At 61.9% G+C, this 13,720-nt stretch carries 14 protein-coding genes; 7 read left to right on the top strand and 7 right to left on the bottom strand.

The genetic code is table 11. The features are described from left to right. Positions 1–99: 99 nt before the first annotated feature. Entirely contained in the window at positions 100–798 is a 699-nt protein-coding gene (locus Q7F16_RS21785) for a glutathione binding-like protein (protein ID WP_046065879.1), read from the bottom strand. A 296-nt stretch (positions 799–1,094) separates the two neighbouring features. On the opposite strand from Q7F16_RS21785, the gene Q7F16_RS21790 reads away from it, so the two are divergent. Next, positions 1,095–1,790, top strand: a complete 696-nt coding sequence (locus Q7F16_RS21790) for a histidine phosphatase family protein (protein WP_409556786.1) — start codon at positions 1,095–1,097, stop codon at positions 1,788–1,790. Between the two features lie 123 nt (positions 1,791–1,913). Here Q7F16_RS21790 and mnmH read toward each other — a convergent pair whose 3' ends face one another. After that, positions 1,914–3,017, bottom strand: a complete 1,104-nt coding sequence (gene mnmH / locus Q7F16_RS21795) for a tRNA 2-selenouridine(34) synthase MnmH (protein ID WP_204126492.1) — start codon at positions 3,015–3,017, stop codon at positions 1,914–1,916. After that, a complete protein-coding gene (selD, locus tag Q7F16_RS21800) occupies positions 3,017–4,051 on the bottom strand; it encodes a selenide, water dikinase SelD (RefSeq protein ID WP_024618015.1) in 1,035 nt (344 codons plus the stop codon). Before selD ends, mnmH begins: the two co-directional genes overlap by 1 nt. A gap of 299 nt (positions 4,052–4,350) precedes the next feature. Here selD and Q7F16_RS21805 point away from each other — a divergent pair, with 299 nt between their 5' ends. From Q7F16_RS21805 to Q7F16_RS21815, 3 genes are all read left to right on the top strand, one after another. Beyond that, positions 4,351–5,301 carry a nucleoside-specific channel-forming protein Tsx gene (locus Q7F16_RS21805; protein ID WP_409556785.1) on the top strand — a complete coding sequence of 317 codons (951 nt, stop codon included), beginning with the start codon at positions 4,351–4,353 and terminating at the stop codon, positions 5,299–5,301. Between the two features lie 45 nt (positions 5,302–5,346). Beyond that, positions 5,347–6,372, top strand: coding sequence for a purine-nucleoside phosphorylase (locus tag Q7F16_RS21810; protein WP_046065876.1), 1,026 nt, complete (start codon positions 5,347–5,349; stop codon positions 6,370–6,372). 239 nt (positions 6,373–6,611) lie between these two features. Continuing rightward, entirely contained in the window at positions 6,612–6,893 is a 282-nt protein-coding gene (locus Q7F16_RS21815; RefSeq protein WP_003200045.1) for a hypothetical protein, read from the top strand. Positions 6,894–6,952: 59 nt separating this feature from the next. Here Q7F16_RS21815 and Q7F16_RS21820 read toward each other — a convergent pair whose 3' ends face one another. Then, positions 6,953–7,555, bottom strand: coding sequence for an NADPH-dependent F420 reductase (locus Q7F16_RS21820; RefSeq protein ID WP_409556846.1), 603 nt, complete (start codon positions 7,553–7,555; stop codon positions 6,953–6,955). Positions 7,556–7,734: 179 nt separating this feature from the next. On the opposite strand from Q7F16_RS21820, the gene Q7F16_RS21825 reads away from it, so the two are divergent. The 3 genes from Q7F16_RS21825 to Q7F16_RS21835 all read left to right on the top strand — a co-directional run bounded on the left by Q7F16_RS21825 (position 7,735) and on the right by Q7F16_RS21835 (position 10,445). Further along, positions 7,735–8,664: a LysR family transcriptional regulator gene (locus Q7F16_RS21825; protein ID WP_409556784.1), complete on the top strand. Its 930-nt coding sequence runs from the start codon at positions 7,735–7,737 to the stop codon at positions 8,662–8,664. A 321-nt stretch (positions 8,665–8,985) separates the two neighbouring features. Next, positions 8,986–9,771, top strand: a complete 786-nt coding sequence (locus Q7F16_RS21830) for a hypothetical protein (RefSeq protein WP_046064792.1) — start codon at positions 8,986–8,988, stop codon at positions 9,769–9,771. A gap of 86 nt (positions 9,772–9,857) precedes the next feature. Continuing rightward, positions 9,858–10,445, top strand: coding sequence for a hypothetical protein (locus Q7F16_RS21835; RefSeq protein WP_014339254.1), 588 nt, complete (start codon positions 9,858–9,860; stop codon positions 10,443–10,445). Between the two features lie 147 nt (positions 10,446–10,592). Here Q7F16_RS21835 and Q7F16_RS21840 read toward each other — a convergent pair whose 3' ends face one another. The 3 genes from Q7F16_RS21840 to Q7F16_RS21850 all read right to left on the bottom strand — a co-directional run bounded on the left by Q7F16_RS21840 (position 10,593) and on the right by Q7F16_RS21850 (position 13,370). Next, positions 10,593–11,309 (bottom strand): alpha/beta hydrolase, encoded by a 717-nt coding sequence (locus Q7F16_RS21840; RefSeq protein ID WP_409556783.1) that lies wholly within the window; start codon positions 11,307–11,309, stop codon positions 10,593–10,595. Between the two features lie 64 nt (positions 11,310–11,373). Next, positions 11,374–12,486, bottom strand: coding sequence for a M14 family metallopeptidase (locus Q7F16_RS21845; protein WP_079302441.1), 1,113 nt, complete (start codon positions 12,484–12,486; stop codon positions 11,374–11,376). 104 nt (positions 12,487–12,590) lie between these two features. Beyond that, the gene (locus Q7F16_RS21850) at positions 12,591–13,370 is read right to left on the bottom strand and encodes an ABC transporter substrate-binding protein (RefSeq protein WP_014339257.1); all 780 of its coding nucleotides are present in this window, start codon (positions 13,368–13,370) and stop codon (positions 12,591–12,593) included. Between the last annotated feature and the right edge of the window lie 350 nt (positions 13,371–13,720).

The following is a 13,720-nucleotide window of genomic DNA, read 5'->3' on the forward strand; positions in this document are numbered from 1 at the left end:
GCAATAATCTACTTACAAGGTCAGCGAGCCATTGATGCACGTCACCCGGCATTCAGGCTGCCGGTGGCTTGTAATCGAATCGGCGAGTCGTCGGGTGACTCATTCCGGAATCTTCAACCCACGCGCCACAGCCGGTCGAGCCAGGAAACGCTCCAGCACCCGCGTCACATTGGGGAAGTTCTGGATCCCGACCAAATCACCGGCCTCGTAAAAGCCGATCAAGTTGCGCACCCAGGGGAACGTGGCGATATCAGCGATGGTGTAGCGCTCGCCCATGATCCAGTCGCGCTCTTGCAGACGCCCATCGAGCACCTTGAGCAGGCGCTTGCTTTCCTCGACGTAGCGATCGCGCGGCCGCTTGTCCTCGTAGTCCTTGCCGGCGAACTTGTTGAAGAACCCCAACTGCCCGAACATCGGCCCGATCCCGCCCATCTGGAACATCAGCCACTGGATCGTCTCGTAGCGCGCCGCCGACTCCTGGGCCAGCAACTGCCCGCTCTTGTCCGCCAGGTAAATCAGGATCGCCCCCGACTCGAACAACGCCAACGGCTGGTCGCCCGGACCATGGGGATCGAGAATCGCCGGGATCTTGTTGTTGGGGTTCAGGGAAAGGAACTCGGGCGACAGCTGGTCGTTGCTGCCAAAGTCCACTTTGTGGGGCTCGTATGGCAGGCCGATCTCTTCCAGCATGATCGAGACCTTCACGCCGTTGGGGGTGGGCAGGGAGTAGAGCTGAATCCACTCCGGGTATTGGGCAGGCCATTTCTCGGTGATGGGGAATGGGGTCAAGTCGGGCATGGGGTCGGCTCGGAAATGAAGGAAAACCCGAGGATAATCCAAGATGTACGGGACGGCATCACTGCCCGTCACGGAATTCACGTCGTCCCTTCTTAATTTCGCAACATCCTGTCGTTAACGTTCGTCCCATCTCCTGACGGAGATCGCTACAGTGCACCGGGACCAGCCAGGATCGAACCAAAGGGCTTGAAGAGACTCTGAGCAATGCCCCCGAGGATTCGACGCGGCGTAATGACAGGGAAAACCCCCGAGGCCAACCGCTTCGCGGTGCCAGGGTTTGTCAGCCTGACTCAAACATGCTGAAGACTATTTATTCGATGATGAACCCACTGAATTTCGCCAGACGCTTCAAACACCGTTCGTGGCTGATGCTGCCGACGCTGCTTGTGGTCTGTGGCCTGGTGCTATCGCTGGAATCCAGCGTCAGCCGCGCCCAGCCGGCCGACGGCGTGCAGACGTTGGTGTTCCTGCGCCACGCCGAGAAACCGGCCGGAGGCCTGGGCCAGCTCAACTGCCAGGGCCTCAACCGCGCCATCGACCTGGCCACCCTGCTGCCGGAAAAATTCGGCAAGGCCGACTATGTGTTCGCGGCCAACCCGACCCGCAATGTCGAAGAGGGTGAGCTGGACAATTCCTACAGCTATATCCGCCCGCTGATGACCATCAGTCCCAGTGCCATCAAGCTCGGGTTGCCGGTGAACATCAATTATTCAGCCAACGACACCAGCGACCTCGCTGATGAACTGCTGGACGATAAGTACCACAACGCCACCATCTATACCGCCTGGTCACATGGCTACCTGCCGGAGTTGATCAACAAGGTCGCCGGAGAGGCCGTGGGCAAGAAGCAGACCATTACCGATGACTGGGCGTCAGGCGATTTTGATTCGCTGTACGTGCTGACCCTGACCTGGCACAACGGCAAGGCCAGCCTCTCTAGTCAGAGCTACAAGCAAGGCCTGGATAATGGCCAGGAGACCTGCCCGACCTGATCAGTCGCCACGTCCCTTTGTGGGAGCGAGCTTGCTCGCGATAGCTATGGGTCAGTTTGCATCAATGGTGCCTGTGTCGCCGCCATCGCGAGCAAGCTCGCTCCCACAGGGGACTTTCGGTGGTCACCCGCCCCGGGCCGCCCGCTCCCGCAGATATTCCAGCACCGCCGCCTGCTCCCCCGAGAACTCGATCCGCAAGCCCTTCTTTTCCCGCTGGAACACGTACATCGGGTCGTAATACTCGCGCAGCAAGCCTTCGATCCAACCGCGATGCAAGTCGACGGCGCCGCTGTTGGCCTGCTCGGCCAGGGCGGCTTCCAGGATGTTCATCAAGCGCCGGTGACGGTCGCCGCCCAGGCGCTTGTGGATGTTGTCCAGGCTTGCCAGCAACCGCTCGGAAAACAACGAGAAACCTTCGTCGCCATGTACGGCGACAAATTCCGCGCACAGGTCGATGACGTAATCCTGCAGGATCCGCTCGACCCGATGCTCCAGGCTGTCTTCCAGCCAGACCATCGGGACCTGCTGCATGCGCTGGTACAAGGGCAGCGGCAAGGCGCAACTGCCGACCGCACGGCTCTCATCTTCCAGCACAAACTGTTCGATGCCGGCGGCGCGTTTTTTCAGCACATCCACGGCCAGGCGGTTTTCAAAGTCGATGTTGGAAGGCTGGCCGGTGGCGCGCTTGCCAAAGCTCGAACCGCGATGGTTGGCATAACCTTCCAGATCCAGGCTATTGCTCAGTTGCCCCAACGCTTCGGTCTTGCCGGTGCCGGTCATGCCGCCCAGCAGCACCAGGTCGCACTGGGCGACCGCCTGCTCGACCGTGTCCAGCAAAAACGTGCGCATGGCCTTGTAGCCACCGCCGACCCTGGGGTAATCAATGCCCGCTTCGTCCTTGAGCCATTGCTGGACGATCTGCGAACGCAAACCGCCGCGAAAGCAATACAGCAAGCCGTCGGGATGGGTCTTGGCGAACTCGGCCCAGGCCTGGATGCGTTCGGCCTTGATTTCGCCGGACACCAGTTGATGCCCCAGGACAATGGCGGCCTGCTGCCCCTGCTGTTTGTAGCAGGTACCGACGCGTTGCCGTTCGCTGTCGGTCATCAACGGCAGATTGACCACGCCGGGGAACGCACCCTTGATGAATTCGACCGGGGCGCGCGTGTCCATCATCGGCCGGTCATTGAGGAAGATGTCGCGGTAATCGGTGATGTCATGGCTCATCAAGACACCTCGACCGCGTAACTCTGTCGCTCGACCAGTTCGCCGATAGGTTCCAGCGCCAGCCCGAGTTCAGCGGCCACCCGCAGGAACTCGATCTCGCCTTCAGGGGTGACGGCAATCAGCAGGCCACCGCTGGTCTGCGGGTCGCACAACACGCGCTTGTGCAGTTCCTGGACCCGACCGACCTTGCTCGCGTAGCTGTCGTAGTTGCGCAGCGTACCGCCCGGCACACACCCCAGGTCGAGGTAGTACTCGACGCCCGGCAGGCGCGGCACCGCGTCATAGCGGATGCGCGCAGTCAGTTGGCTGCCGTCGGCCATTTCCACCAGGTGCCCAAGCAGGCCGAAACCGGTGACGTCGGTCATTGCCGTCACACCGTCGAGCTTGCCGAAGCGGCTGCCAGGTTTGTTCAGGGTGCACATCCAGTCACGGGCCAGGCCGACGTCGGCGGCGCGCAGCTTGCCTTTCTTTTCCGCCGTGGTGAGGATGCCGATGCCCAAGGGCTTGGTCAGGTACAGGCGGCAACCGGCGGTGGCCGTGTCGTTGCGTTTCATGTGGCGCTTTTGCACCAGGCCTGTGACCGCCAGGCCGAAAATCGGCTCGGGCGCGTCGATCGAATGCCCACCGGCCAGGGGGATACCGGCCTCATCACACACGGACCGACCGCCGCGAATCACGTCCCGGGCAATTTCCGGGGCCAATACGTTGACTGGCCAACCGAGAATCGCAATGGCCATCAACGGGTCACCACCCATGGCGTAGATATCGCTGATGGCATTGGTGGCGGCGATGCGACCGAAATCGAAGGGATCATCGACAATCGGCATGAAGAAGTCGGTGGTCGAGACCACCCCGCGCTCCTCGTCGATGGCGTACACCGCCGCATCGTCCCGGGAAGCATTGCCGACCCACAACTTGGGATCAAGGTTCTGCGCACCGCTGCCGGCCAGGATCACTTCCAGTACCTGGGGCGAAATCTTGCAGCCGCAGCCGGCGCCGTGGCTGTACTGGGTCAGGCGAATCGGCTCGCTCATGGGCATACCTCTGGTCAGTCAAGATGGACGATTCTACCAGCAACGCCACCGACTCAGTGCCGCGTCGAGCACATGCTCCTGCAACACGTTGGTGCCACTTCATACGACGCTGCCGAATTCGGTGCACCGAGCCTGACCAACAGGACAGGAAAAAAGCCTGAACCCCATGCATTTCAAGCCAATACAAAAAACTGGTACGACATGTGCAAACGTTTGCGCAATCGATCCTACCCAGCGGGTCGATGGCTTTTTTTCAACCACGGAACCCGGGCTTCGACCCGCACGAACAAGGACTTTCCATGCACTGCACTTCCCGGTGTCGCGCTACACCTGGCGTATTGGCAACCACCCTGCTGCTGACCGCCGTTACCGGACTACTCAGCACCACTACCCAAGCCCAAACCACCGAGGCGTCTGCCCAGGGCGAGGCCCTCAGCCCTGAGGCTACCCCCTCGAAAAAAGGTGTCTACCTGTCGGACTGGTACAACCAGGACCTGACGCTCATCGGCAGCAAGGACATCAGCTTCGGCCCTCAACCGGTCGACGATATCTATCTGGAATATGAATACTTCGGACGCAAAGGGCCCTTCGAGCTCTATGGCTACGTCGACATCCCAAAGATCTTCAACATTGGCAACAGCCATGACAAAGGTGCGTGGGACCACGGTTCCCCGGTGTTCATGGAGCACGAACCGCGTATTTCCATCGACTACCTGGCTGGCCGCAGCCTGGCCATCGGACCGTTCAAGGAATGGTATGTGGCGTTCGACTGGATCTACGATCACGGCAGCAACAGCGCCAATCGCGCGAACACCTTGTACAGCGGCCTGGGCACCGACATCGACACCCACTCAAGGGTCAATCTCTCGGCCAACTTCTATGGCCGTTATCAGTGGGAAAACTATGGCGCCAGCAATGAATACTCCTGGGATGGCTACCGCGCCCAGCTCAAATACATCGTGCCGATCAGCCAGTTCAGCAACGGCGCATCCCTGACTTACATTGGCTTCACCAACTTCGATTTCGGTTCGGACCTGCACAAGGACAACCCCGCCCGCACCGCCAACGCCACGGTCGCCACCAACGTTTTGCTGTATTCCTTCACGCACCTGCGCTTTACGCTGGTGGGCCGCTACTTTCACAACGGCGGCAACTGGCAGGACGGCAGTGAGCTTAACTTTGGCGACGGCAACTTCCGCGCCCGCTCCGACGGCTGGGGATACTACGCCGGGGTTGGCTATCAATTCTGAGCAAACGTAGAAGCACCATTTCGAATCCATGGAGGTCACGAATACATGATCAATCGCCTGTCTATTTCAATCGGCCTGGCCTGCACGGCTCTGTTCTGCTCGACCGCCGGAGCCGCACCGCCGCTTCAACCCAAAGTCATGCTGATCACGATGTTCGCCCCCGAGGCGCAGAACTGGATCGATCGCCTCGAACTCAAGACTGAAATCCGCGTGCCGGGGCTGGCCGCCGAGTACCCGACGATCCGCTGCAATACCGAGCGGGTCTGCCTGCTGATTACCGGCATGGGCCAGACCAACGCCGCAGCCTCGACACTGGCCCTGGCCCTCTCCCCCACCGTCGACCTGCGCAAAAGCTATTTCCTCGTGGCCGGGATCGCCGGCATCAACCCGCACCACGGCACGCTTGGTACGACGGCCTGGGCTCATTACCTGGTGGAGTTCGGCACCCAATGGGAGTTGGATTCACGGGATGCGCCCAAGGATTGGCCCACCGGCTACCTGGGCATCAACACCAAGGGGCCGAATGAAAAGCCGCCGCTGGACTACAAAACGGAAGTCTTCGAACTCAACCCGGCTCTGCAAGCCAAGGCCTTTGCCCTCAGCCAGAAGGTGACCCTGGCGGAAAGCAAGGAATCGGCGGCCTGGCGCTTGAAGTATCCGTACGCCCCGGCCAACCAGCCGCCGGTGGTGACCCGCTGCGACACCCTGGCCGGCAACACCTGGTTTTCCGGAACGCGCCTGAGCGAGCGCGCCGAAGTCTGGACCCGCCTGCTCACCGATAACAAAGGCGTCTACTGCACCACCCAACAGGAAGATAACTCCACCTACGAGGCCTTGCTCCGGGCCAGTCGCGAAGGCCGGGTGGACATCAACCGGCTGGCCGTGCTGCGGGCCGGGTCCGACTTCGACCGCCCCGAGCCCGGCGGCAACGAAGTGGACAACCTGCTCAAATACGCCGACCAGGGCGCGTTCGTCCCGGCACTGGAAAACCTGTTCCGCACCGGCAACCCGCTGGTGCAGGACATTGTGAAGAACTGGTCGGTGTGGAAAGACGGCGTGCCTGGCGCTTGATCTGACGAGTTCCTGTTTGGAATGGCCTCCTGTGGCGAGGGAGCTTGCTCCCGCTCGGCTGCGAAGCAGCCGCAAAAAGCCGGGGCCGCTACGCGCCCCAGCGGGAGCAAGCTCCCTCGCCACAGGGATGTTGAGTCACGACGGTTGAGGCTAATCTCTACAGATCACCCAATGGAATTTTCCATTGCAGGAAGAATCACTTGAACATCAGCCGTGCGTACCCACCCAGGAGACCGCCGATGTCCCTCGACCCTGCTGCCGACAGCACTCATCTTGATTACGCTCTCGACACGATGTTTGGTCGCAATACCACAAGTGTCAGCTGCGAGTTCGACGTCAAACGCCTCGACGACGGCAGACCGCCATGGTTCACGCTGCACGTGCGACCTCCGCTGCCGAAGGACCTGCACAAGGCCCAGCTCGTGGTATTCAATGCCGAAGGCCGACGCATCAGCGGCATTGTCCGGCGAGCCAAACGCCTGGCCGATGACAGCCTGCAATTGGACGTGGAACCCGACTGAGTGCTTCAGGCCGGGTTCCCACGCTGATCAAGCGCTTCCTTACGTATGTCGCGAAGTACTCAGTCGAACTTGACCAGGTTCAGCACCGGCAATGGCCCGCCCGGGAATTGAGTCAAGCGTGCGCCAACGCTCAATGGGCCCAGGTCCACGCCGAAGAATCCCAGCCGATAGATCAACTGCGCGACTTCCCCACGGGCCTGCTCATCGTCGCCAGTCAGAAATAGCACGCGCTTGCCGCCTTCGGACGCCGGATCAGCCTCCAGCAGGCGCGCCAACATGTGGTTGAATGCCTTGACCACCCGTGCCCCCGGCACCCATTCGCTGAACACCTCGGTAGAAGCCCGGCCCTGCAGATCAATCGCCTCGAACTCCGGGACTTTGATTGCGTTGTTGGCATCGATCACGATTCGTCCGGCAAAGTCCGGCAAGCCATTCAGCGCCTGGGGCAACTTCGGCCAGTTGACGGCCACCAGCACCATGGGTTGGGCAGCGGCTTGCTGCACGGTGCCGGCGCGTACGTTGGAGCCGAGCTCGGCGACCAACTCGGCGAGGCTTTCGGGGCCGCGGCTGTTGGCAATCACGACGTTGATGTTCTGGCGGGCCAAGGCCCGGGCAAATGCACTGCCAATGGCGCCAGCGCCAATGATGCCGATGGTGTCGATGGTGTCGATGGTGTCGATGGTGTCGATGGTGTCGATGCTGCTCATGTCGTATGTCCTCAAAGTTGGATAAACCTGGGCGGTGATGTCCGCCGTTGAGGTGCATATTGCCCTTGCTATTACGTCATGATTAGCCAGTAATACGTTGAATCATTTTCAAGCATTACTATCAGGTCACTTTGATGGAAAGCCTCGCCAATCTCGAATGCTTTGCCCGCAGCGCCGAAACCGGCAGTTTCTCGGCGGCCGCCAGGTTGCTGGCCCTGACGCCTGCCGCGGTGAGCCGCAATGTGGCGATGCTGGAGCGTAACCTGGGGGTGCGGCTTTTCCAGCGCTCGACCCGCAAGCTGTCCTTGACCGAGAACGGCGAACACTTCCTGGCCAGTATCGGCACGCATCTCGAAGCCTTGCAGGCCGCCATCGGCGCCGTGACCACTGAGCGTGGCGAGCCGGCCGGGGTATTGCGCCTCAGCCTGTCGCCAAGCTTCGGCATCGGCCATGTGCTGCCGTTGCTGCCGCAATTTCTGGCCCTCCACCCGTTGATCCGCCCGCAATGGCATTTCGAGAACCGACGGGTAGACCTGATCGCCGAAGGTTTCGACGCGGCGATTGGCGGCGGCTTCGAACTGACACCTGGCGTGATCTCGCGAACCTTGGCGCCGGCACATCTGGTCGCGGTAGCCAGCCCGGCCTACCTGGCCGCACGCGCCTGCCCCGAACACCCGGAAGACCTGGCCCACTTCGATAACATCGTGCTGCGCTCCAGCCTCACCGGGCGGGTACGCCAGGCCACGATGCGCAACGCCGCCGGGTTCGAGTCGGCGTTGCGGCTGCCTGAATCCATCATTCTCAACGACCCGGTCGCCATGCGCGAAGCCACCTTGCTGGGCCTGGGCATTTCGCTGCTGACCGTGCCGGACGTGCTGCCCTGGCTGGAGCGCGGCGAACTGGTACGGCTGCTGCCGGACTGGTACATGGACCTTGGCGTGATTTCCCTCTATTACCCCAGCCGCACGCTGATCCCGGCCAAGACTCGCGCCTTTATCGACTTCATCACCGAACACTTCGAGCGTGAGGGATTGGCGCAGCGTTTCAGTGCTGCGCGGGGTTGAACCCTGGAATCCTTCGTGCCCGCGCTCGCGATGACGTCAGCCCAGACACCCCACCCCCGTGGCGAGGGAGCTTGCTCCCGCTGGCCTGCGAAGCAGGCCCCGGCATTCCTTCAGGCAGACCGCATTGCCCGGTTTGGCGACTGCTGCGCAGCCGAGCGGGAGCAAGCTCCCTCGCCACAGGCGATCGGCTGCTAGTTCAAGTGTGCGCGGGCATATTCGCGAAAAATGTACGATCACCATCGCGAGCAAGCTTGTTCCACAGTGGGTTTGCGATGCGGACGGTGCTAACGTGGCGCCTCGACGACTGACAAGGATGACCGCGTGCTGCTGCTCAAATTGCTGGTGATTCCCGCGTTCCTGCTGCTGATTTCCCAGGCGGGCAGGCGTTGGGGACCGAGTGTGGCCGGCTGGCTCTCGGGGTTGCCAGTCGTGGTGGGGCCGATTCTGCTGTTCCTGGCCATAGAACAAGGCGAGCTGTTTGCCGCACAGTCGGCGACCGCGGCGTTGGCAGCGATGTTCGCGATGATTGCCTTCTGCGTGGTGTACGCCCAGGTCGCCCAGCATCGCAACTGGCCCTGGGCGCTGGGCATCGCGCTAGGCGTCTGGGCCTTGGTGGCGTTGATCCTGTCCTGGCTACCGGCTTCGCTGCCGTTGTCGAGCCTGATCGCCCTGGCCGCGCTGCTGGCGGCGCCGTATCTGTTCCCGACGGTCCGGCCGGTGATGAACGGGCCGGCGGCTAAATCCGACAAACTGCTGCTGCGCATGATCGCTGGCGCGCTGTTGACCCTGGCGGTGACGCTGCTGGCCAGCACCGTGGGCGAACGCTGGAGCGGGCTGCTGGCGGTGTTCCCGGTGCTGGGCAGTGTCATGGCGGTGTTCTCCCAACAAACCCGGGGGCCGGCCTTCACCGCCGCGCTGCTGCGGGCAACGGCCACCGGCATGTATTGCTTCGCCGCCTTCTGCCTGACCCTGGCCCTCGCCCTGCCGTTGCTGGGCATGCCGGCTTTTGTCTTGGGCGTCGCGGTGTCGATGGCCATGCTGCTGGTGACCCGACGGCTGCTGGTGCGGCCTCCGCCCGGCGACACCGCACACCTTTCGCCAAAATGACGGTCTCTTCTGCACGGGCGCTGGAGTCAGGTGCGACGCCCATGGGATGATCGGCCTCCAGGCACGACCATCTGTGGAGCGTTTCAATGTCATTGCTGAGTAAACAAGCCGCCGCCCTGTTGCTGACGGCCATCGCCAGCCTCATCGTGGTACCCGCCCAGGCGGCGCCGGCCAAACCTGCCGGCGATGCACCGGCGCAGAAGGTGTCGATGCTCGGCGGCAAGTTCACCTTCACCTTGCCCAAGGGCTTCACGGCGACGCCGCTACCCGCCGGTGAAGTGGCCCAGGGCACCGCTGGGGCGACAGGGACGATGTACAGCAATGCCACCAGCAGAACCGTGGTGATTGCCGCTGAGAACACCATCGTCAACGGTACGAATGTGAAGGACGACGATGGTGCATTCCTCGACACCACCATGGCCGACTTCGCCGCCCAACGCATCAAGGCCCTGCCGGACGCCAAGATCCTCAGCGAAAAAAGCCTGAAGCAAAAAGGCACCGGCCTGGGCCTGCGCCAGCTCGACACCAGCGCGACCCAGGGCGGCGGACCAACCCTCGACACCACCTTGCTGGGCGCCTCCGGCACGCGCATGGCGGTGGTGCAGGTCATCTCCCGGGCCAGCGACAAGGCCGGTCATGAAGCGTTGGTGAAACAGATCGCCAGCGGTAAATAAGCGCCCCGGAACATGTGGGAGCCGAGCTTGCTCCGGGCGGCGATCCGACGATGGCGTCGGCACACCCAACCTTGATGCAAGCTGATACACCGCTATCGCGAGCAAGCTCAGCTCCCACAGGGTTTCGCCCACAGGGACTTGCGGTGGTCAGGGATTGAGCCGCTCCAGCCAGGCCCGCAGGTCCTGTACTTCCAGGGCGCTGATGCTGTGGCCGACGCCCGGGTAGGCATGGAATTCCGGTTCCAGCGCCAGGGTCTTCAGGAAGCTGTTGGCCTCGGTGCCATCGTGGTAGGGAATGATCGGGTCTGCCGTGCCATGGCCGATGAACACCGCCAGTGTCCGGCGCGATTCATCGGGGGCCAGTTCCGCCCGCAACACCGACAGGACCCGCCCGCCCATCGCGGCAATGCCACCGACGGCTTCTGGGTGTCGCAAGGCCACTTCGTAACTCATCATCGCGCCCTGGCTGAACCCTACCAGGTAGACCTTGCTCGCGTCGGTCGAGTACTTGGCCCGAGCCTTGTCGATGAAGTCCAGCAGCACCTGGCCGCTGGCCTTCAGGTCCGAGGTGTCACCGTCATAGGCACCCTCGCCCTTTTTCGCGAACCACTGATAACGGTCCTGTTCCATGCTCTTCGGCGCCCGCACCGAGAGGTAGTTGTAATCCTGGGGCAACTCGCCCTTGAGTTCGAACAGGTCCTGTTCGTTGCTGCCGGAGCCGTGCAGGAAGATCACCAGGGGGCGGTTGCCGGCTTGCTCATCGGCTTGGGCCAGGTAGTTGAGCGGCAAGTCCGTGTGCAGCGAGGGTTGGGCCTGCAACCCGGACGAGACCAGCAATAGAAACAGGGCGAGCGCTTTAAACATCAATCTTCCTCCATCGTTCGATAGCCGCACGGCAAAGAGCGTGCGGTGAGGTAGACAGCACTTATCAGTCGTTGATCAATTTCCCCGTACGAATCGGCTCACGCCCGGCGACTTTTGCCTGCCAGATCCCTGGCTGGGTGTAGCGTCCGCGGTCCAGGGCAAACAGCACGCCACTGGTGCCAGCCCGCACGGTGGTGACCCGATCACTCAACGGATCGACCACTTCGAACAGCGGATCGCCCTGCTCCACCCACTCGCCAGCCTCACGCAAAAAGCTCACCACGCCATGGTGCGGCGCGAACAGGTATTGAGTGCCTTCGAACGGAAAACCTTCACAGCACTGCGCCGGCGCAGGAGGCCAATCCCCGGCGATGAAACCCTGCTCGGCCAGAAACCCGAGGATGGCTTCACAATTGGCCTGGGCCTGCGCCACCCGGGTATCGCCCATGCTGCCCAGCTCCAGCGTCGTCGCCAGGTTGGCCGGTGGGATCGCCGCTGCGGGAAAGGCCTTGGCCAAACGCAACCAGGGCGAGGAGCAGGACTCATCGAACGAACTGCCGCCCGAATCCTCGCACAGCAACGCCACACCGGCTTTCAAGCGGGCGGCCAGGGAACGCCATTGCGGCCACTGTTGCGGCAAGGCATACAAGTGGATCGCTGCCTCGAAATCGCAATGCAGGTCCAGGGTGATGTCGGCGTCGCAGGCATGGCGCAGCAGCAGGCGATGCAGCGCTTCGAGTTGCGAAGGTGGCGCTGGCAGGTCGTCGAGAACCTGGGCCATGGTCTGGCGGATCAAGGTGATATTGGCGGCCGGGTCGTCACCCAGGCGATCGCCGATGCGTTGCGCCACCGGGGCACTGAGTTCCACGAAGGCGCGGTTGAAATTCTTGCCGCTGCCCAGTTCGAAACGCCCCATGTGGGCACTTTGCAGATGTTGATCCAGGCCGATGGGATTGGCCACCGGCACCAGTTCGATCACACCCTTGAGCAGCCCTTGGGCCTCGAGGTCGTTGAGCCGCTGCTTCAGCTCCCAGGCGGTACGCATGCCCGGCAGTTCATCAGCGTGCAGGCTGGCCTGGATGTAGGCCTTGCGCGGGCCGTGGCCGTAACGAAACACACTGAGCCGGCGCTCGGTGCCCAGGTGGCTCCATGGCAGGGTATGGTCGATGCGTTGCATGAGAGAACTCCGGATGGCGGTATTTCGATAGGCGCAGGGTAAAACAATCGCCCATGAAAAAGGTGGCCGGCCGGGTCAACGGCGGGCCACCTTGGGTTCAGCGATTAATGCCCGTAGACATCAAAGGCGAAGTATTTGTCCTGCACTTTCTTGTAGGTGCCATTGGCGCGGATTTCACTGATGGCGGCGTTGAATTTGTCGGCCAGGGCCTTATCGCCCTTGCGCACCGCAATGCCGGCGCCACCGCCGAAGTATTTCGCGTCTTCATAGGTCGGGCCCACGAAGGCGAAGCCTTTGCCGGCATCGGTCTTCAGGAAACCGTCGTCGAGGTTGACCGAGTCGGCCAGCATGGCGTCGAGGCGACCGGCGACCATGTCCAGGTTGGCTTCCTGCTGGGAGCCGTAGCGCACCAGGTTGATACCCGCAGGCACCAGCACTTCGGTGGCGAAACGGTCGTGGGTACTGGCCCGCAACACGCCGACTTTCTTGCCCTTGAGCTCGGTCAGCGGATCCTTGACCTCGGAGCCTTCCTTCATCACGAACCGCGCCGGGGTGTGGTAGTACTTGATGGTGAAATCGACGTTTTTCTTGCGATCGTCGGTGATGGTCATGGACGACAGGATCGCATCGATCTTCTTCACTTTCAGCGCGGGGATCAGGCCATCGAACTCCTGCTCGACCCAGGTGCACTTGACCTTCATCTGCTCGCAGAGGGCGTCGCCGATATCGACATCGAAGCCGGTCAGCTTGCCATCAGGGGTTTTCATCGAAAAAGGCGGATAACCGGCTTCGATCCCGAGACGGATCGGCTTGGCGTCTTCGGCCACGGCCGACAGGGACAATACGGACAGTGCCAAGGCACCGAACATGGCTAGCTTCTTCATTTTCGCTCCTGAGTGCGCAGGGTATTTTATTGATCGTTATAGGCAGATTCGTAAGCAGCGTTCGGTCAGCAAAAACCGAAGTGGCCGGGAGTCTAGAGGGGCACTCAGGAGGGGAATTATGTTGAGGCGACAAATAGTTATAAAAACAGCCGGGTGCGTCCGGTGGTCACGGGATTTGCGAAAAACCTGACAGGTAAACACCCCTGTGGCCGATACGCACCTGTGGCGAGGGAGCTTGCTCCCGCTGGGGCGCGCAGCGGCCCCAATAAGGGCGACGATGCCATCTGTCTCAGACGGACACCAAGGGGCTGCTGCGCAGCCCAGCGGGAGCAAGCTCCCTCGCCACAAAA

The sequence above is a fragment of the Pseudomonas sp. Lb2C2 genome (assembly GCF_052112205.1).
GTDB classification, from domain to species: domain Bacteria; phylum Pseudomonadota; class Gammaproteobacteria; order Pseudomonadales; family Pseudomonadaceae; genus Aquipseudomonas; species Aquipseudomonas kilonensis.